At 62.1% G+C, this 18,446-nt stretch carries 16 protein-coding genes; 5 read left to right on the plus strand and 11 right to left on the minus strand.

What is annotated here, in order from left to right:
- Window positions 1-28: 28 nt before the first annotated feature.
- The 7 genes from greA to grpE form a co-directional block, all read right to left on the minus strand.
- Entirely contained in the window at window positions 29-511 is a 483-nt protein-coding gene (greA, locus tag DN387_RS15510) for a transcription elongation factor GreA (protein ID WP_078481340.1), read from the minus strand.
- Window positions 508-3,729, minus strand: coding sequence for a carbamoyl-phosphate synthase large subunit (gene carB / locus DN387_RS15515; RefSeq protein WP_043863828.1), 3,222 nt, complete (start codon window positions 3,727-3,729; stop codon window positions 508-510). Before carB ends, greA begins: the two co-directional genes overlap by 4 nt.
- 107 nt (window positions 3,730-3,836) lie before the next feature.
- Window positions 3,837-4,973, minus strand: a complete 1,137-nt coding sequence (carA, locus tag DN387_RS15520; protein ID WP_043863829.1) for a glutamine-hydrolyzing carbamoyl-phosphate synthase small subunit — start codon at window positions 4,971-4,973, stop codon at window positions 3,837-3,839.
- A 267-nt stretch (window positions 4,974-5,240) separates the two neighbouring features.
- Entirely contained in the window at window positions 5,241-6,044 is an 804-nt protein-coding gene (gene dapB, locus DN387_RS15525; RefSeq protein ID WP_043863830.1) for a 4-hydroxy-tetrahydrodipicolinate reductase, read from the minus strand.
- A gap of 13 nt (window positions 6,045-6,057) precedes the next feature.
- Window positions 6,058-7,182 (minus strand): molecular chaperone DnaJ, encoded by a 1,125-nt coding sequence (gene dnaJ / locus DN387_RS15530; protein WP_043863831.1) that lies wholly within the window; start codon window positions 7,180-7,182, stop codon window positions 6,058-6,060.
- A gap of 192 nt (window positions 7,183-7,374) precedes the next feature.
- Window positions 7,375-9,291 carry a molecular chaperone DnaK gene (gene dnaK, locus DN387_RS15535; protein WP_043863832.1) on the minus strand — a complete coding sequence of 639 codons (1,917 nt, stop codon included), beginning with the start codon at window positions 9,289-9,291 and terminating at the stop codon, window positions 7,375-7,377.
- Between the two features lie 102 nt (window positions 9,292-9,393).
- Window positions 9,394-9,948, minus strand: a complete 555-nt coding sequence (grpE, locus tag DN387_RS15540) for a nucleotide exchange factor GrpE (protein ID WP_043863833.1) — start codon at window positions 9,946-9,948, stop codon at window positions 9,394-9,396.
- 229 nt (window positions 9,949-10,177) lie between these two features.
- Between grpE and recN the strand changes: the two genes are divergently transcribed.
- Window positions 10,178-11,851, plus strand: coding sequence for a DNA repair protein RecN (gene recN, locus DN387_RS15545; protein WP_054916543.1), 1,674 nt, complete (start codon window positions 10,178-10,180; stop codon window positions 11,849-11,851).
- A 108-nt stretch (window positions 11,852-11,959) separates the two neighbouring features.
- Here the strand turns inward: recN and fur are convergent, their stop codons facing one another.
- A complete protein-coding gene (gene fur, locus DN387_RS15550; RefSeq protein WP_043863835.1) occupies window positions 11,960-12,364 on the minus strand; it encodes a ferric iron uptake transcriptional regulator in 405 nt (134 codons plus the stop codon).
- 97 nt (window positions 12,365-12,461) lie between these two features.
- On the opposite strand from fur, the gene DN387_RS15555 reads away from it, so the two are divergent.
- Window positions 12,462-12,986 (plus strand): outer membrane protein assembly factor BamE, encoded by a 525-nt coding sequence (locus DN387_RS15555; RefSeq protein WP_043863836.1) that lies wholly within the window; start codon window positions 12,462-12,464, stop codon window positions 12,984-12,986.
- Window positions 12,987-13,043: 57 nt separating this feature from the next.
- Here the strand turns inward: DN387_RS15555 and DN387_RS15560 are convergent, their stop codons facing one another.
- On the minus strand, window positions 13,044-13,355 hold the full coding sequence (locus DN387_RS15560) for an RnfH family protein (protein ID WP_078481341.1): 312 nt from the start codon (window positions 13,353-13,355) through the stop codon (window positions 13,044-13,046).
- Window positions 13,348-13,782, minus strand: a complete 435-nt coding sequence (locus DN387_RS15565) for a type II toxin-antitoxin system RatA family toxin (protein WP_043863838.1) — start codon at window positions 13,780-13,782, stop codon at window positions 13,348-13,350. The genes DN387_RS15560 and DN387_RS15565 overlap by 8 nt, the downstream gene beginning before the upstream one ends.
- 170 nt (window positions 13,783-13,952) lie before the next feature.
- On the opposite strand from DN387_RS15565, the gene smpB reads away from it, so the two are divergent.
- A complete protein-coding gene (gene smpB, locus DN387_RS15570; protein WP_043863839.1) occupies window positions 13,953-14,435 on the plus strand; it encodes an SsrA-binding protein SmpB in 483 nt (160 codons plus the stop codon).
- A 99-nt stretch (window positions 14,436-14,534) separates the two neighbouring features.
- On the opposite strand, the gene DN387_RS15575 is transcribed toward smpB, so the two are convergent.
- The gene (locus DN387_RS15575) at window positions 14,535-15,302 is read right to left on the minus strand and encodes a GntR family transcriptional regulator (RefSeq protein ID WP_043863840.1); all 768 of its coding nucleotides are present in this window, start codon (window positions 15,300-15,302) and stop codon (window positions 14,535-14,537) included.
- A gap of 253 nt (window positions 15,303-15,555) precedes the next feature.
- Between DN387_RS15575 and DN387_RS15580 the strand changes: the two genes are divergently transcribed.
- Window positions 15,556-17,223 (plus strand): lactate permease LctP family transporter, encoded by a 1,668-nt coding sequence (locus DN387_RS15580; RefSeq protein ID WP_043863841.1) that lies wholly within the window; start codon window positions 15,556-15,558, stop codon window positions 17,221-17,223.
- Between the two features lie 68 nt (window positions 17,224-17,291).
- Complete coding sequence (gene lldD / locus DN387_RS15585) at window positions 17,292-18,437, plus strand: FMN-dependent L-lactate dehydrogenase LldD (protein ID WP_043863842.1); 1,146 nt, start codon at window positions 17,292-17,294, stop codon at window positions 18,435-18,437.
- Window positions 18,438-18,446: the final 9 nt, after the last annotated feature.

Raw genomic sequence — 18,446 nt, forward strand, 5'->3', positions numbered from 1 at the left:
TGCCGACGCGGCAAAGCCGCGCGGGCGATCAAATGTGACGGACTTCGACAATCTCGTACTCGACTGTGCCGCTCGGCGTCTTGATCACCACAGTGTCACCCTCTTCCTTGCCGATGATGGCGCGGGCGATCGGAGCACCGACCGAGAGCTTGCCGTTCTTGACGTCCGCTTCGTCCTCACCAACGATCTGGTAGGTCACCTGATCGCCGGTTTCGGTGTTTTCAAGGTTCACGGTGGTACCGAAGATCACCTTGCCCGTGTGGGCAATGGTGGTAACGTCGATCACTACCGCATTCTGCAGGCGGCCTTCGATATCGCGGATACGCGCCTCGACCATGCCCTGTTCTTCACGGGCAGCGTGGTACTCGGCGTTTTCCTTGAGGTCGCCCAGCTCGCGGGCTTCGCCAATCGCCTGGCTCAGGCGCGGGCGCTCGGTCTTGCTCAAAAAGAGATGCTCTTCCTCCAGGGCGCGAGCGCCCTGAACGGTCATCGGGTATTTGGTAATACTCATGCTTTGAGTCCTGCATGCAGATCCTGCAAGCGACGTACGGTTTTTTCCGGACCGAACTTCAGCGCTTCGCAGATGGCTTCACCGGCCGCAATAGTCGTGGTGCAGTAGATCTTGTGCTGCAACGCATTGCGACGAATCGAGTAGGAGTCGGCAATCGACTGGCGACCTTCGGTGGTGTTGATGATCAGCGACACTTCGTCGTTCTTGATCATGTCGACCACGTGCGGACGACCTTCGGTCACCTTGTTCACGCGACGCACTTTCAGGCCTGCCGCCTCGATGATCTTGGCGGTACCGGCCGTGGCAACCACTTCGAAGCCCAGGTTGATCAGGTCGCGGGCAACGCCAGCCACCTGCGGCTTGTCGTCGTCACGCACGCTGATGAACGCGGTGCCGCCGGTCGGCAGCACTTCGCTGGCGCCCATCTGGGCCTTGGCGAAGGCTTCGCCGAAGGTGTCACCGACACCCATGACTTCACCGGTGGACTTCATTTCAGGGCCGAGGATCGGATCGACGCCCGGGAACTTCGCGAACGGGAACACCGCTTCCTTCACGCTGTAGAAGTTCGGAATGATTTCCTGGGTGAAACCGATCTCTTTCAGGGTCTTGCCGGCCATGACGCGAGCCGCAATCATCGCCAGCGAGGTGCCGATGCACTTGGACACGAACGGTACGGTACGCGAAGCACGCGGGTTGACCTCGATCACGTAGATCTTGTCGCCCTGCAGCGCCAGCTGCACGTTCATCAGGCCGACAACGCCCAGCTCCAGTGCCATCTTCTTGACCTGGTCGCGCACTTCGTCCTGCACGTGGGCAGGCAGCGAGTACGGCGGCAGCGAGCATGCCGAGTCACCGGAGTGAACACCGGCCTGCTCGATGTGCTGCATGATCGCGCCGATCACCACGTCGGTGCCGTCGCAGACCGCATCCACGTCCATCTCGATGGCGCAGTTGAGGAAGTGGTCCAGCAGCACAGGGCTGTCGTTGGACACCTGCACCGCTTCACGCAGGTAGCGCTTGAGTTCGTCCAGTTCGTAGACAATCTCCATCGCACGGCCGCCCAGTACGTAGGACGGGCGCACCACCAGCGGGTAACCGATGACGCCGGCAGCACGAATCGCTTCGTCTTCGCTGCGCACGGTGGCGTTTGGCGGCTGCAGCAGGTTCAGGCGCTGAACCATCTGCTGGAAGCGCTCACGGTCTTCGGCACGGTCGATGGAGTCCGGGCTGGTACCGATGATCGGTACGCCGGCTTCTTCCAGGGCACGGGCCAGTTTCAGCGGAGTCTGGCCGCCGTAGTGCACGATGACGCCTTTCGGCTTCTCGACACGCACCACTTCCAGCACGTCTTCCAGGGTCAGCGGCTCGAAGTACAGGCGGTCGGAGGTATCGTAATCGGTGGAGACGGTCTCCGGGTTGCAGTTGACCATGATGGTCTCGTAGCCGTCTTCACGCAGTGCCAGTGCCGCATGGACGCAGCAGTAGTCGAACTCGATGCCCTGGCCGATACGGTTGGGGCCGCCACCCAGGATCATGATCTTGTCGCGGGTCGACGGGTTGGCCTCGCACTCTTCCTCGTAGGTGGAGTACAGATAGGCGGTGTCGGTGGCGAACTCGGCAGCGCAGGTATCGACGCGCTTGTAGACCGGGAAGATCTCGAGCTTGTGGCGGTGACGACGCAGGTTCTTGTCGGTGATGCCCAGCAGCTTGGCCAGGCGCTGGTCAGAGAAGCCCTTGCGCTTAAGGCGCAGCATCAGTGCCTTGTCGATATCGGCCAGGCCCAGGGTCTTGACCTTCTCTTCTTCCTTGATCAGGTCTTCCATCTGCACCAGGAACCAGCGGTCGATCATGGTCAGGGCGAAGATTTCATCCACGCTCATGCCCGAACGCATGGCGTCGGCCACGTACCAGATACGCTCGGCGCCCGGCACGGTCAGCTCGCGCTTGAGGATGCTGGCAGCTTCCGGGCTGGCCAGGTCCACTTTCGGGTCCAGCCCGCATACACCGACTTCCAGGCCGCGCAGGGCTTTCTGCAGCGACTCCTGGAAGGTGCGGCCGATGGCCATGACTTCACCCACGGATTTCATCTGGGTGGTCAGGCGGGCATCGGCTTTCGGGAATTTTTCGAAGGCAAAGCGCGGCAGCTTGGTGACGACGTAGTCGATCGACGGTTCGAACGAGGCCGGCGTGCGACCACCGGTGATGTCGTTCTGCAGTTCATCGAGGGTGTAGCCAACAGCCAGCTTGGCGGCGATCTTGGCGATCGGGAAGCCGGTGGCTTTCGAGGCCAGGGCCGAGGAACGCGAAACCCGCGGGTTCATCTCGATCACGACCATGCGGCCAGTGTCCGGGCAGATACCGAACTGCACGTTGGAGCCGCCGGTTTCGACACCGATTTCACGCAGCACCGCCAGCGAGGCGTTGCGCATGATCTGGTATTCCTTGTCGGTCAGGGTCTGCGCCGGTGCGACGGTGATCGAGTCACCGGTGTGCACGCCCATCGGGTCGAAGTTCTCGATGGAGCAGACGATGATGCAGTTGTCCTTTTTGTCGCGGACCACTTCCATCTCGTACTCTTTCCAGCCGATCAGCGATTCGTCGATCAGCAGTTCCTTGGTTGGCGACAGGTCCAGACCACGGGCGCAGATTTCTTCGAATTCTTCACGGTTGTAGGCGATGCCGCCACCGGTGCCGCCCATGGTGAAGGACGGACGGATGATGCACGGGAAGCCCAGCTTCTCGAGCACCGCATTGGCCTCTTCCATGCTGTGGGCGATACCCGAGCGCGGGCATTCCAGGCCGATGGCCTTCATGGCCTTGTCGAAACGCGAGCGGTCTTCGGCCTTGTCGATGGTGTCGGCGTTGGCACCGATCATTTCCACGCCGAATTTTTCCAGGACGCCTTCGCGCTCCAGGTCCAGCGCGCAGTTCAGCGCGGTCTGGCCGCCCATGGTCGGCAGCAGCGCGTCAGGGCGCTCCTTCTCGATGATCTTGGCCACCGACTGCCACTTGATCGGCTCGATGTAGGTGGCGTCGGCCATGGCCGGGTCGGTCATGATGGTGGCCGGGTTGGAGTTCACCAGGATGACGCGAAAACCCTCCTCGCGCAGGGCCTTGCAGGCCTGGGCGCCGGAGTAGTCGAATTCGCAGGCCTGGCCGATCACGATCGGGCCGGCGCCGAGAATCAGGATGCTTTTGATGTCTGTACGTTTTGGCATGGGTTGTCACTCAAATCCGCGGGTCAGTGGGCAAGCTGTGTCGAACAATCCACTCGAGGAGCGCCTGAACGCGGCCTGTGCCGGTTCAGGGCTGCCTCCGGGGGTGCTCAGCGGCGCTTGGCCATGGCATCGATGAAACGATCAAACAGTGGCGCGACGTCGGTCGGGCCCGGGCTCGCCTCAGGGTGCCCCTGGAAGCTGAAGGCGCTCTTGTCGGTGCGCTCGATGCCCTGCAGGGTACCGTCGAACAGCGACTTGTGGATGGCGCGCACGTTGCCTGGCAGGGTCGCTTCATCTACCGCGAAACCGTGGTTCTGGCTGGTGATCATCACCACGCCGGTGTCCAGGTCCTGGACCGGGTGGTTGGCACCGTGGTGACCATGACCCATCTTGACGGTCTTGGCACCGGAGGCCAGGGCCAGCAGCTGGTGGCCCAGGCAGATACCGAACACCGGCACTTCGGTTTCGAGGATTTCGCGGATCGCCTGGATCGCGTAGTCGCAAGGCTCGGGGTCGCCCGGGCCGTTGGACAGGAACACGCCATCGGGGTTGAGCGCGAGCACTTCGCTGGCCGGGGTTTGCGCCGGCACCACGGTGACGCGGCAGCCGCGCTCTACCAGCATGCGCAGGATGTTCAGCTTGACGCCATAGTCGTAGGCCACGACGTGGTACGGCAGCTCGGCGGCGTCGATGGTCGGGTGGCTGTCGGTCTTCAGGTTCCACACGCTGGAGCGCCACTCGTAGCGGCTCTTGGTGCTGACGACCTTGGCCAGGTCCATGCCCTTCAGGCCTGGGAAGCCGCGCGCGGCTGCGATGGCCGCCTCTTCAGAAATGTTGTCGCCAGCCAGGATGCAGCCGTTCTGCGCGCCCTTCTCACGCAGGATGCGGGTCAGGCGACGGGTGTCGATACCGGCAATGGCCACCACATTGTTGGCCTTGAGGTAATCGGACAGCGACATCGTGTTGCGCCAGTTGCTGGCGATCAGCGGCAGGTCACGGATGACCAGGCCGGCCGACCAGACCCGATCGGACTCGGCGTCTTCCGGCGTGGTGCCGGTGTTGCCGATGTGCGGGTAGGTCAGGGTAACGATCTGCTGCGAGTAAGAAGGGTCAGTCAGGATTTCCTGATAGCCGGTCATTGCGGTGTTGAACACCACCTCACCAACGGTCTGACCGTCGGCTCCAATGGCCTCACCGCGAAAAATGCTGCCATCGGCAAGGGCGAGTATGGCTGGCTTAGTCAAGAAGACCTCCCAAAAATAAAGCCTGAAGGGGCGATCGCAGGTTGCAAAAAAGCGGAATGACGTATAGACACGTCACCCCGCTTTCTTCGTCGAATTATCTGCGCGCTTTTAGTGGACACACTAAAGCTGTAGCTTACAGAAAAAGGCTTTTTCGGTCTACCACTGATGTGCCTGAAAGGCATGGGAATGCGACAGAAAGTCGCTTGTTTCAAACGCTCGGCCAGGGAGGCCGGCGAAGGGGCCGCATGGCAGCCCCTGGTGCAGCGATCAACGCAGGTCGAGCACGTCCTGCATGTCGTACAGGCCCGGCGCACGCCCATCCAGCCACAGCGCGGCACGTACCGCACCCTTGGCGAAGGTCATGCGGCTGGAGGCCTTGTGGGTGATCTCCAGGCGCTCGCCGTCAGCGGCGAACAGCACGGTGTGGTCACCCACCACGTCACCGGCACGCACGGTGGCAAAGCCGATGGTCTTGCGGTCCCGCGCACCGGTCTGGCCTTCCCGGCCATACACGGCCACTTCCTGCAGGTCACGGCCAAGTGCATTGGCCACCACCTCGCCCATGCGCAGCGCGGTACCCGACGGCGCATCCACCTTGTGACGGTGATGGGCCTCGATGATCTCGATGTCCACATCGTCGCCCAGCACACGCGCCGCCATGTCCAGCAGCTTCAGGCTGAGGTTGACGCCAACGCTGAAGTTGGCGGCAAACACGATAGGGATGTCCTTGCCCGCCTCGGCCAGCAGTTGCTTCTCTTCAACACTGAAACCGGTGGTGCCGATGACCATCGCCTTGCCCGCCTTGCGGCAGAACGCCAGGTTCTTCAAGGTCACCGAAGGATGGGTGAAGTCGATCAGCACATCGAACTCGTCGACCACCCGATCCAGATCACCCGACAGCGGCACACCAATACGCCCCAGCGCCGCCAGCTCGCCGGCGTCAGCCCCGACCAGCGTGCTGTCCGGACGATCCACGGCGGCGGTCAGGCCCGCCCCCGGCGTCTGCTGCACTGCCTCGATCAGGGTCTTGCCCATCCGCCCTGCCGCGCCCATTACCGCTATACGTCGCATGCCCTGTTCCTTCTTACAGATCGCCGAAGAAGCGCTTCACGCCTTCGAACCAGCCATTGGCCTTGGGAGAATGGCAGCTGTCGCCATCCAGCGAAACACGCAACTCTTCGAGCAGCTCACGCTGACGACGACTCAGGTTGACCGGCGTTTCTACCGCCACCCGGCACATCAGGTCGCCCGCACCACCGCCACGCACCGGCGCAACGCCCTTGCCGCGCAGACGGAACTGCTTGCCGGTCTGGGTCCCCTCGGGGATCTTCAGCTTGACCCGGCCATCGAGGGTCGGCACTTCCAGCTCGCCACCCAGCGCCGCATCGGTGTAGCTGATCGGCACTTCGCAGTACAGGTGCTTGCCGTCGCGCTGGAAGATCGGGTGCTCGCGCACATTGATCACCACGTACAGGTCGCCGGTCGGGCCACCCTGGGAACCTGCCTCGCCTTCGCCCGACAGGCGAATGCGGTCACCGGTATCGACGCCGGCCGGCACCTTGACCGAGAGGGTCTTGTACTCTTCGACACGGCCTTCGCCATGGCACGAATCGCACGGATCGGTGATGATCTTGCCCTGGCCGTGACAGCGCGGGCAGGTCTGCTGCACCGAGAAGAAGCCCTGCTGCATGCGCACCTGGCCAATACCGCCGCAGGTCGGGCAGGTCGAAGGCGACGAGCCCTTCTTGGCACCCGAGCCATCGCACGGCGCACAGTTGACCAGCGTCGGCACACGGATGTTGACCGTGGTGCCGCGCACGGCCTCCTCCAGGTTCAGCTCGAGGGTGTAGCGCAGGTCGCTGCCACGCTGAGCGCCACCGCGACCACCGCCCCGGCCACCGCCGAAGAAGTCGCTGAACACATCACCGAAGATGTCGGAGAAGTTGGCGCCACCGAAACCGGCACCGCCGCCACCCATGCTCGGATCGACACCGGCATGACCATACTGATCATACGCAGCACGCTTGCTGGCATCGGAGAGCACTTCGTAAGCCTCGTTGGCTTCCTTGAACAGCTCTTCCGAGGCCTTGTCATCAGGATTACGGTCTGGGTGGTGCTTCATCGCCAGGCGACGATAGGCCTTCTTCAGGTCGGCCTCGCTCGAGCCGCGCTCGACTCCCAGAACCTCGTAATAGTCACGCTTTGCCATAATTCTTTGCACTCTTGAGGACGTTCGGCATACCTCGGCGCATACCGCGCTGTGCCGCCAGCATTCGAGCACGCTCGAATGCTGTAAAAATTCGGGTATTCCAGACACGCCAACGCGGGAGCAAGCCCCCGCGCGGCGACATCCTACCAGTCACTGCCGAACAGCAGTCAACCGGGCGACAACCTGTAGCTATTACTTGTTGTCTTTTACTTCTTCGAACTCAGCGTCGACCACGTCGTCGTGCTTGGGCTCTTCAGCTTCTGGCTGAGCACCGCCCTGAGGCTGTTCGGCCTGCTCGGCGTACATCTTCTGAGCCACTGGCGCGGAGACCTTCGACAGCTCTTCGACCTTGGCTTCGATGGCAGCCTTGTCGTCGCCTTTGACAGCGGCTTCCAGGGCGACAACGGCAGCTTCGATAGCAGCCTTCTCGTCCGCGGTTACCTTGTCACCGGCGTCGGCGACCATCTTGCGGGTCGAGTGAACCAGCGCGTCACCCTGGTTGCGGGCAGCGGCCAGCTCTTCGAACTTGCGGTCTTCCTCGGCGTTGACTTCAGCGTCACGCACCATCTGCTGAATTTCTTCCTCGGACAGACCCGAGTTGGCCTTGATCACGATCGACTGCTGCTTGCCGGTCGCCTTGTCCTTGGCACCTACGTGCAGGATGCCGTTGGCGTCGATATCGAAGGTCACTTCGATTTGCGGTACGCCACGTGGTGCTGGCGGAATCTCGGCCAGGTCGAATTTACCCAGCGACTTGTTCTGCGCAGCTTGCTTGCGCTCGCCCTGCAGCACGTGAATGGTCACGGCGCCCTGGTTGTCGTCGGCCGTCGAGAACACCTGCGACTTCTTGGTCGGGATGGTGGTGTTCTTCTCGATCAGCGCAGTCATCACGCCACCCATGGTTTCGATACCCAGGGTCAGCGGGCTGACGTCCAGCAGCAGCACGTCTTTCACGTCACCAGCCAGTACGGCGCCCTGAATGGCAGCACCCATGGCGACAGCTTCGTCAGGGTTCACGTCCTTGCGTGCTTCCTTGCCGAAGAAGTCGGTCACCAGCTTCTGCACCAGTGGCATACGGGTCTGACCGCCGACCAGGATCACGTCGTTGATCTTGCTCACGTCGATACCGGCGTCTTTCAGCGCGATGCGGCATGGCTCGATGGTGCGCTGAACCAGGTCTTCGACCAGCGATTCCAGCTTGGCGCGGGAAATCTTCACGTTCAGGTGCTTAGGACCGGTGGCGTCTGCAGTGATGTACGGCAGGTTCACGTCGGTCTGCTGGCTCGAGGACAGCTCGATCTTGGCTTTTTCGGCAGCTTCTTTCAGGCGCTGCATGGCCAGCGGGTCACCCTTGAGGTTCATGCCGCTTTCTTTCTTGAATTCGTCGACGAGGTAGTCGATCAGACGAATGTCGAAGTCTTCACCACCCAGGAAGGTGTCGCCGTTGGTAGCCAGTACTTCGAACTGGTGCTCGCCGTCGACTTCAGCGATCTCGATCACCGACACGTCGAAGGTACCGCCACCCAGGTCGTAGACGATCACGGTGTGATCACCCTTGGCCTTGTCCATACCGTAGGCCAGTGCGGCTGCGGTCGGTTCGTTGATGATGCGCTTGACGTCCAGACCGGCAATGCGACCGGCGTCCTTGGTAGCCTGACGCTGGCTGTCGTTGAAGTAGGCAGGTACGGTGATGACCGCTTCGGTCACTGCCTCGCCGAGATAGTCTTCGGCGGTTTTCTTCATCTTTTTCAGAATTTCAGCCGAGATCTGAGGCGGAGCCATCTTCTGGCCGTTCACTTCCACCCAGGCGTCGTTGTTGTCAGCCTTGACGATCTTGTAAGGGACCATCTGAATGTCTTTCTGAACGACTTCTTCGTCAAAACGACGGCCGATCAGACGCTTTACCGCGTACAGGGTGTTGTGCGGGTTGGTCACCGCCTGACGCTTGGCCGACTGGCCGACCAGGATCTCGCCGTCATTGGCGTAGGCAATGATCGAAGGGGTGGTACGAGCGCCTTCGGCGTTCTCGATGACCTTGACGTTGCCGTTTTCCAGAATGGAGACACAGGAGTTGGTGGTCCCCAGGTCGATACCGATAATTTTGCCCATGTTAACTCTCCCGAAACTTTGGATTTGGTTGCCGCAGCGGTGGTTGCCAACTGCGGTAGCACTTAAACGCTTGACACTTAAATGGGGGCCGCCAGGCTAATTTCAAGCCTTCTCGTCAATCGAGGGCGAAACCGGAGCCGGAGCCTTGCTGACCACGACCATGGCCGGGCGCAGCAGACGCCCATTGAGCTGGTAGCCCTTCTGGAACACCTTGAGCACGCTGTTGGGCTCGACGTCCGCACTCTCCTGCATGGCCATGGCCTGGTGCAGTTCGGCGTTGAACGGTTCGCCGTGCGGGTCGATCGCCTCGAGGTTGTAGCGCTTGAGGGTGTCGTGGAACATCTTCAAGGTCAGCTCGATGCCTTCACGCATCGGGCGGATGCTCTCGTCTTCGGCACTGGACAGCTCCAGGCCGCGCTCAAGGCTGTCGATCACCGGTAACAGGTCACCAGCGAATTTCTCAAGGGCGAACTTGTGCGCCTTCTCGACATCCTGCTCGGCGCGACGGCGCACGTTCTGAAGGTCTGCGGCGGTGCGCAGGGATTGATCCTGGGCCGCCGCCAGTTGCTCTTCGAGCACCTGCACGCGCGTGCTCAGCTCATCGCCGGCCGCCTCGGCGTTCAGATTCTGTTCATCCAGCGTCTGTTCGTCAGCCATAAAATCTCTCCTTTGCAATTTCGTCAGCGAACTTACTCGCACGTCTGCCGGCTATATGGGGTCTGAAAATGCAGCTTCAAGGGCTGATGAACAGTCCGCAGCATTACCCTCATAACCCCTTGCGATCAAAACCCTCACCGAGCAACCGAATCAAACTAAGCACAAGCATTGTCAGGGGTTTTAAAAACACTGTATAAATAACCAGACCTTACGCCTGGGAGCCGCCCCAATGCTGGTGCATCTTTCCGTACACAACTACGCCATCGTCGAACACCTGGACCTCGAACTCGCCCGCGGGATGAGCGTCATCACCGGTGAAACCGGGGCCGGCAAATCGATCATGCTCGATGCCCTCGGCCTCACCCTGGGTGATCGCGCCGACAGCGGCGTGGTGCGCCCCGGGGCAGACAAGGCCGACATCCTGGCCACCTTCGACCTGGGCGACATTCCCGAGGCCCGTACCTGGCTGGCCGAGCGCGACCTGGACACCGACGGCCCGTGCATACTACGCCGGGTGATCACCGCCGAAGGCCGCAGCCGCGGCTATATAAACGGCACGCCTTGCCCGCTGGGCGACCTCAAGGCCCTGGGCGAGCTGCTGATCGACATCCACAGCCAGCACGAACACCAGTCGCTGCTGAAGACCGACACCCATCGCCGCCTGCTCGACGAATACGCCGGCGCCACCGACCTTGCACGCCAGGTGCAGCTGGCGGCGCAGCGCTGGCGGCAGACCCGCCAGGAGCTCGAGCGGCTGAGCAACTCCGGGGACGAACAGCGCGCGCAGCACCAGTTGCTCAGCTATCAGCTCGAAGAGCTGGAAAACCTCAACCTGGGCGAAAACGAACTTGAGCTACTGGAACAGGAACACAAGAACCTGACCAATGCAGAGGCCCTGTTCGGTATCTGCCGCCAGGTCATCGACCATTGCAGCGAGAGCGACTCGGGCAATGTGCTCAGTGCGCTGACCGTCAGCCTCAATCGCCTGACCGCCGTACAGAATGCCCCCAAGGCGCTGGCCGAGGCGGCCAACATGATCGCCAGTGCGCAGATTCAGGTAGAAGAAGCAGTGGGCGAGCTCAACCGCTTTCTCGACCATTTCGACGCCGACCCCGCGCGGCTGCAGCAGCTGGAAGAACGTCTCGACGCCCTGTACACCCTGGCGCGCAAACACCGCGTGCACCCCAGCGAGCTGGCCGACCTGCAGCAACGCTTGATGGAGGAGCTCGAAGGCCTCAACGCCAACGACGAGTCCATTGCCCGACTGGGTGACGAACTTGCCGCCTTTGCCCGCCATTACCAGGAAAAGGCCTCGGAGCTGAGCCGCCTGCGCCAGCAGGCCGCGACCCAGCTGGCTGGCGCGGTGGAGCTTGAGATTCAGCGCCTGGGCATGCCTGGTGGACGCTTCAGCATCGAACTTCGCCCCAACAGTGGCGAAGACTTGTTGCCCCAGGGCCTGGAGCAGGTCGAACTGCTGGTCAGCGCCAACCCCGGCCAGCCGCTCAAGGCACTGGCCAAGGTGGCTTCCGGGGGTGAATTGTCACGGATCAGCCTGGCGATCCAGGTCATTACCGCTCAGACCTCGCGCATTCCGACCCTGGTGTTCGACGAGGTCGACGTGGGTATCGGCGGCCCGACTGCGGAAATCGTGGGGCAGCTGTTGCGTCGCCTGGGCGAGCGTGGGCAGGTATTGACGGTCACCCACCTGCCGCAGGTTGCCGCGCAGGGCCACCATCACCTGTTCGTGCACAAGGTGCGCAACAGCGATGCGACCCATACGGCGGTGGCGAGCCTGGGCAAACGCGAGCGGGTCGAAGAGGTGGCGCGCATGCTGGGCGGCATCGACCTGACCAAGGAATCACTGGCGCATGCCAGAAAGATGGTCGTCACCAGCAAAGCCTGACTGCCCCCGCAGGAGCCGGCCTTACCGGCGTACAACATTACAGCCCCCACAAAGCACGAAGGCGACCCCAGGGTCGCCTTCAATGCCGTGCAATTCAAAGCAAAGTGCTTACTTTTTCTTGCGCACGTACAGCACGAGATTGTGATCTACCAACTCGTAGCCGTGCTCCAGCACGATTTCCTTCTGGCGCTTTTCAATTTCGGCATCGAAGAACTCGATGACTTCGCCAGACTCCACGTTGACCATATGGTCGTGGTGGCCGCCGTCGGCCAGTTCAAACACTGCATGACCGCCGTCGAAGTTGTGACGAACGACAAGACCTGCCGCCTCGAACTGGGTCAGAACACGGTAAACCGTGGCCAAACCGACGTCCTCGCCTGCCTCCATCAACGCCTTGTAGACGTCTTCAGCACTCATGTGGCGCTGCTCGGTGGAGTCGAGCATCTGTAGAATCTTGACTCGAGGCAGGGTCACCTTGAGACCGGCTTTGCGTAATTCGCTATTTTCAACCATGGTCAGCTTTCTCGCCGATGCTGCTTCGCAGCTTCTCTGAATACGGGTATGATCGGGGTTTACGTTGTCCAGCCAAGATAGTGGAAGTCGCCCACCGATGCAAAACACCAAGCTCTTGCTAACCAGCCTCACCTTTGTGGGACTGCTCGCACTCGCCGGTTGCTCGTTCCCCGGGGTTTACAAAATCGACATCCAGCAGGGCAATGTCGTCACGCAGGACATGATAGACCAATTGCGGCCGGGAATGACCCGCCGGCAAGTACGGTTTATCATGGGCAACCCTCTGATCCAGGACACCTTCCACACCAACCGTTGGGACTACCTGTACAGTCTGCAACCAGGTGGGGGCGAGCGCCAGCAGGAACGGATGAGCGTGTTCTTCAACGAGAACGACCAGCTCGCCAGCCTGTCGGGTGACTTCATGCCGGGTGTGAGCCGCGATCAGGAAATCCTTGGCGGCGCAGCGGGCACCACTGTCAGCCCTGCCGAAGGCGAGACACCTGCCAAGCAGGAAGCCCCCGCCAAGCCTGGCTCGCTGGAAGACACGATCCAGCGCGACGTCGATACCATCGAAGTCATCCCGGTTCCAGTGCCGGAACCGCTGGACACCTCGCCGCAGTAAGCAAGGCGCAGGCAATAAAAAGCCCGGATCATTCCGGGCTTTTTCATGCGCGGCGTTTCACCGCTTGGCCTTCTTGAACACCCTGGCTACCTTGGCCGCGCGCTGTTTGCGCACCTCCTTGGGGTCGATCAGCAGCGGCCGATACAGCTCGATCCGATCACCCGCCTCGACCGGATGCTGCGACGCAACCACCTTGCCAAAGATACCCATCGGGCAATCCCCGATCGACACGCCCGGCAACTGCCCGGCGATGCCCGACAAGCGAACCGCCTCGCTCACCGACGTACCCGCTGGCACCTCCAGCGCCAGCAACAGCTGCTGCTCGGCGGTGGCGTAGACCACTTCGATGGGCAGCATCGGCTCAGCCATTGAGTTGCTTGGCCCGCTGGCAGAACGCATCCACCAGGGTGTTGGCCGCCTGGTTGAAGATCGGCCCCAGGGTGGCGCGCACCAGCGGCCCGGCGTAATCGAACGACAGGTCCAGGCTGATCTTGCAGGCCTTGTCGCCGAGTGCCTTGAACGTCCACAGCCCGTGCAGCTGATTGAACGGCCCCTCCTCAAGGTTCATCTCGATGGACTGCCCTGGCACCAACTCATTTCGCGTTACAAAACTCTGGCTCATGCCGCCCTTGGCCGCCTCGACTCGCGCTCGCATCAGGGTCTCGCTCTGCTCCAGCACCGTGCTGGAGGAGCACCACGGCAGAAATTCCGAATAGCGGGCGACGTCATTCACCAGGTCATACAGCGCCTGAGCGGGGTACGGCAACAGTGCCGAACGTTGAATATGGGTAGTCATCCAGGCGTCACTTCCAAAGCTGAGCGGTAAACACGATGCGAATGCCGAGGGGCGCCACATAGCGCATCAAGAGGAAAAACAGCGCGTATTGTCCGGGATTCACTCCAACGGCTCAAGCGTACCGCTACCCCGTAGCCGACAGCGCGACGACTGCCTATAATGCCGCCCCTATGGCTAAACAAAAGAAGCATCCGACAGGGACCATCGCGCAGAATAAAAAAGCGCGTCACGATTACTTCATCGAGCACAAGTTCGAGGCCGGATTGGTCCTGTCCGGTTGGGAAGTAAAAAGTCTGCGTGCCGGCAAGGCGCATCTTGTGGACAGCTACGTGCTGCTCAAGGACGGTGAAGCATGGCTGATGGGTTGCCATATCACCCCCCTGACCGCAGCCAGCACCCACGTGATCGCCGACCCGACCCGTACCCGTAAACTGCTGCTCAATCGCCGCGAGCTGGAGCGCCTGTTCGTGGGCGTACAGCAGAAGGGCTATACCTGCGTGGCCTTGTCGATGTACTGGAGCAAGCACTTGATCAAGTGCGAGATTGCCCTGGGCAAGGGCAAGAAGGAATACGACAAGCGCGATACCCAGCGCGAGCGTGATTCCGATCGCGAGTTGCAGCGCGCCGTGCGCAGCAAGGGCCGCGACGAGTAGGCACGCCTGCTCTAGCCACTTTGCCGGCAAGGCCGGCTCCTACAGGCCAAGCGAAACCCTGTAGGAGCCGGCCTTGCCGGCGAAAGCCGCAACGCTTGTCTAGCGCCCGTTGCGCCGCTCTGCCCGCGCGACCCGCTGCACCTCCTGACGCACCTCTTCGAGCACCTCCTGCACATACAGAATGTGCTGGCTCGACACCTCCCGTGCATCCTGCGCACGCCCTTCGACAATCGCCAGGTACAGGTCCCGGTGCTGCGCAATCAGCATGTCGCGGGTCTCGCTGCGCTGCTTGTACATACCGCCGATGTTGGTCACCACGTTGCGCTTGAGCAGGTCGAACAACCCGCGAATGGTATGCAGCAGCACCGCGTTATGGCTGGCCTCGGCAATCGCCAGGTGGAACGACGCATCCGCCGCCCCTTCCTCGGCTCGGCTCACCTCATCGGCACGCGCATAACAGTCCTGCAGCGCATCGAACGCCACCTTCAACCGCTCGCGATCCACCGCGGTGGCACGCAATGCGGCGTAATAGGCACACGACGCCTCCAGCGTATGACGAAACTCCAGCAGGTCGCGTTCGACCTCCGGATTGTTCTCCAGCAATTGCAACAAGGGGTCGCTGAACGTCGAACCCATCGACTGGGCAACATAATTGCCGCCACCCTGTCGGCTCACCAGCATGCCCTTGGCTACCAGCTTCTGGATCGCCTCGCGCAACGACGGGCGTGACACCCCGAACTGCTCGGCCAGTTGCCGCTCGGCCGGCAACCGCTCACCGGCGGTCAAGGTGCCTTCAAGAATCATCCCCTCAAGCCGCTCGACGATATCGTCGGACAAACGGCGTTGGCGGACCTGGTTGAAAACCATCACATGCTCTCCACAATCCCGAGTTCGTTCGGGGCCGCCTATTTTGGCCTATCGGTGCCCACGCCACACCCACCAGTTGGCGAATTTCGAAGCCGCTCAGCCGACCTTTTTTCAACCGTCCGACGAAAGTTTTAGCGGGGCAAATTGACACACCCACCACAGGGCTCTTAACCTAGCGGCTCGACATTGTAAATTGGTATGACCAATTAGCCAATGCCACTGCATGACCAACAACAATTAGGGGCCACCCCATATGCAAACCTGGCAACAACTCTATAGTCCGCTTGGTAGTCTCGGCCTGTCCGCCCTGGCGGCAGTCATCCCTATCGTGTTCTTCTTCCTGGCGCTGGCCGTGTTCCGCCTCAAGGGTCATGTGGCAGGCAGCATCACGCTGGCGCTGTCGATCCTGGTCGCCATCTTCGCCTTCCAGATGCCCGCCGACATGGCCCTGGCTGCTGCCGGGTACGGTTTTGCCTATGGCCTGTGGCCCATCGCCTGGATCATCGTCGCGGCGGTGTTCCTGTACAAACTGACGGTCAAGAGCGGCCAGTTCGAAGTGATCCGCAGCTCGGTGCTGTCGATCACCGACGACCAGCGCCTGCAGGTTCTGCTGATCGGCTTCTGCTTCGGCGCCTTCCTGGAAGGCGCGGCAGGCTTCGGCGCACCCGTGGCCATTACCGCTGCGTTGCTGGTGGGCCTGGGCTTCAACCCGCTGTACGCCGCCGGCCTGTGCCTGATCGCCAACACTGCCCCGGTGGCCTTCGGCGCCCTGGGCATCCCGATCATCGTGGCCGGCCAGGTCACCGGTATCGACGCCTTCAAGATCGGCGCCATGACCGGTCGTCAATTGCCGCTGCTGTCGCTGTTCGTGCCGTTCTGGCTGGTGTTCATGATGGACGGCCTGCGCGGCGTCAAGGAAACCTGGCCTGCAGCCCTGGTGGCCGGCCTGAGCTTCGCCGTCACCCAGTACTTCACCTCCAACTTCATCGGCCCGGAACTGCCGGACATCACCTCGGCACTGGCCAGCCTGATCTCCCTGACCCTGTTCCTCAAGGTCTGGCAGCCCAAGCGCTCGATGACCACCGCCACCGGCAGCGTCGGTGCAGCCGTGGTCAACGGTGGCGGCAGCCAGCCTTCGCCTTACAGCTTTGGCGAGATCTTCAAGGCCTGGTCGCCGTTCCTGATCCTCACCGTGCTGGTCACCATCTGGACCCTCAAGCCATTCAAGGCAGCCTTTGCCGCCGGTGGCTCGATGTACAGCTGGGTGTTCAACTTCGCCATCCCGCACCTTGACCAGCTGGTGATCAAGACCGCGCCGATCGTCGCCGCCCCGACCGCCATGCCGGCGGTGTTCAAGCTCGACCCGATCTCGGCCACCGGTACCGCGATCTTCTTCTCCGCGCTGCTGTCGATGCTGGTGCTGAAGATCAACTTCAAGACCGGCCTGACCACGCTGAAGGAAACCTTCTTCGAACTGCGCTGGCCGATCCTGTCGATCGGCATGGTGCTGGCCTTTGCCTTCGTCACCAACTACTCGGGCATGTCGTCGACCATGGCCCTGGTACTGGCCGGCACCGGCGCAGCGTTCCCGTTCTTCTCGCCGTTCCTTGGCTGGCTGGGCGTGTTCCTGACCGGTTCGGACACTTCGTCCAACGCGCTGTTCAGTTCGCTGCAGGCCACCACCGCGCACCAGATCGGGGTCAACGACACCCTGCTGGTGGCCGCGAACACCAGCGGCGGCGTTACCGGCAAGATGATCTCGCCACAGTCCATCGCCGTGGCATGCGCGGCCACCGGGCTGGTCGGCAAGGAGTCGGACCTGTTCCGCTTCACCCTCAAGCACAGCTTGTTCTTCGCCACCATCGTCGGCCTGATCACCTTGATCCAGGCGTACTGGCTGACCGGCATGCTGGTTCACTAAAGTGAAAGAGGCCGGGCGCCCCAAGGGCGCCCGGCAGCTGCCCCTTTCAACCGACGCTGCGAGACACCATGATCATTTCAGCCTCTACCGACTACCGCGCCGCAGCCCAACGCAAGCTGCCGCCCTTCCTGTTCCACTACGCCGACGGCGGCGCCTACGCCGAGTACACCCTGCGCCACAACGTCGAAGACCTGGCCAGCATCGCCCTGCGCCAGCGCGTTCTGAAGAACATGTCCGAGCTCAGCCTCGAGACCCGCCTGTTCGATGAAACCCTGAGCATGCCCGTGGCCCTGGCACCGGTCGGCCTGACCGGCATGTACGCCCGGCGTGGCGAAGTGCAGGCGGCACGTGCCGCGGCGGCCAAGGGCATCCCCTTCACCCTGTCGACCGTGTCCGTGTGTCCGATCGAGGAAGTGGCCCCGGCCATCGACCGGCCCATGTGGTTCCAGCTCTATGTGCTCAAGGACCGCGGCTTCATGCGCAATGCCCTGGAGCGTGCCAAGGCCGCCGGCGTGACCACCCTGGTGTTCACCGTGGACATGCCCGTACCCGGCGCACGCTACCGTGACGCCCACTCCGGCATGAGCGGCCCTAACGCACCGCTGCGGCGCATGTGGCAGGCCATGACCCACCCCCAGTGGGCGCTGGATGTAGGCCTGCTGGGCAAGCCCCACGACCTGGGCAACATCTCCAAATACCGCGGCAGCCCCACCGGCCTGGCCGACTACATCGGCTGGCTGGGCGCCAACTTCGACCCGTCGATTTCCTGGAAGGACCTGGAATGGATCCGCGAGTTCTGGGATGGCCCGATGGTGATCAAGGGTATTCTCGACCCGGACGACGCGCGCGACGCCGTGAAATTCGGTGCCGACGGCATCGTGGTGTCCAACCACGGAGGTCGCCAGCTCGACGGCGTGCTGTCCAGCGCCCGTGCCCTGCCGGCCATCGCCGATGCGGTCAAGGGCGACCTGAAGATCCTCGCCGATTCCGGTATCCGCAGCGGCCTGGACGTGGTGCGCATGATCGCCCTGGGCGCAGACACCGTACTGATCGGCCGTGCCTTCCTCTATGCCCTCGCCACCGCAGGCGAAGCCGGCGTGAAGAACCTGCTCGACCTGTTCGAAAAGGAAATGCGCGTGGCCATGGTGCTGACCGGCGCCAAGTCCATCAGCGAGATCACTCGCGATTCGCTGGTACGCGAATTCGGCGCCTGACCGCCTGCC

The sequence above is a fragment of the Pseudomonas sp. FBF18 genome (assembly GCF_024261405.1).
Lineage (GTDB): Bacteria > Pseudomonadota > Gammaproteobacteria > Pseudomonadales > Pseudomonadaceae > Aquipseudomonas > Aquipseudomonas palmensis.

Coding starts and splice junctions, on each gene's coding strand:
- dapB (WP_043863830.1), bottom strand. CDS start 6,044: ATGCGACGTATAGCGGTAATGGGCGCGGCAGGGCGGATGGGCAAGACC.
- DN387_RS15555 (WP_043863836.1), top strand. CDS start 12,462: ATGCAAAACACCAAGCTCTTGCTAACCAGCCTCACCTTTGTGGGACTG.
- grpE (WP_043863833.1), bottom strand. CDS start 9,948: ATGGCTGACGAACAGACGCTGGATGAACAGAATCTGAACGCCGAGGCG.
- dnaK (WP_043863832.1), bottom strand. CDS start 9,291: ATGGGCAAAATTATCGGTATCGACCTGGGGACCACCAACTCCTGTGTC.
- DN387_RS15560 (WP_078481341.1), bottom strand. CDS start 13,355: ATGGCTGAGCCGATGCTGCCCATCGAAGTGGTCTACGCCACCGCCGAG.
- lldD (WP_043863842.1), top strand. CDS start 17,292: ATGATCATTTCAGCCTCTACCGACTACCGCGCCGCAGCCCAACGCAAG.
- dnaJ (WP_043863831.1), bottom strand. CDS start 7,182: ATGGCAAAGCGTGACTATTACGAGGTTCTGGGAGTCGAGCGCGGCTCG.
- recN (WP_054916543.1), top strand. CDS start 10,178: ATGCTGGTGCATCTTTCCGTACACAACTACGCCATCGTCGAACACCTG.
- DN387_RS15575 (WP_043863840.1), bottom strand. CDS start 15,302: ATGGTTTTCAACCAGGTCCGCCAACGCCGTTTGTCCGACGATATCGTC.
- DN387_RS15565 (WP_043863838.1), bottom strand. CDS start 13,782: ATGACTACCCATATTCAACGTTCGGCACTGTTGCCGTACCCCGCTCAG.
- smpB (WP_043863839.1), top strand. CDS start 13,953: ATGGCTAAACAAAAGAAGCATCCGACAGGGACCATCGCGCAGAATAAA.
- carB (WP_043863828.1), bottom strand. CDS start 3,729: ATGCCAAAACGTACAGACATCAAAAGCATCCTGATTCTCGGCGCCGGC.
- DN387_RS15580 (WP_043863841.1), top strand. CDS start 15,556: ATGCAAACCTGGCAACAACTCTATAGTCCGCTTGGTAGTCTCGGCCTG.
- greA (WP_078481340.1), bottom strand. CDS start 511: ATGAGTATTACCAAATACCCGATGACCGTTCAGGGCGCTCGCGCCCTG.
- fur (WP_043863835.1), bottom strand. CDS start 12,364: ATGGTTGAAAATAGCGAATTACGCAAAGCCGGTCTCAAGGTGACCCTG.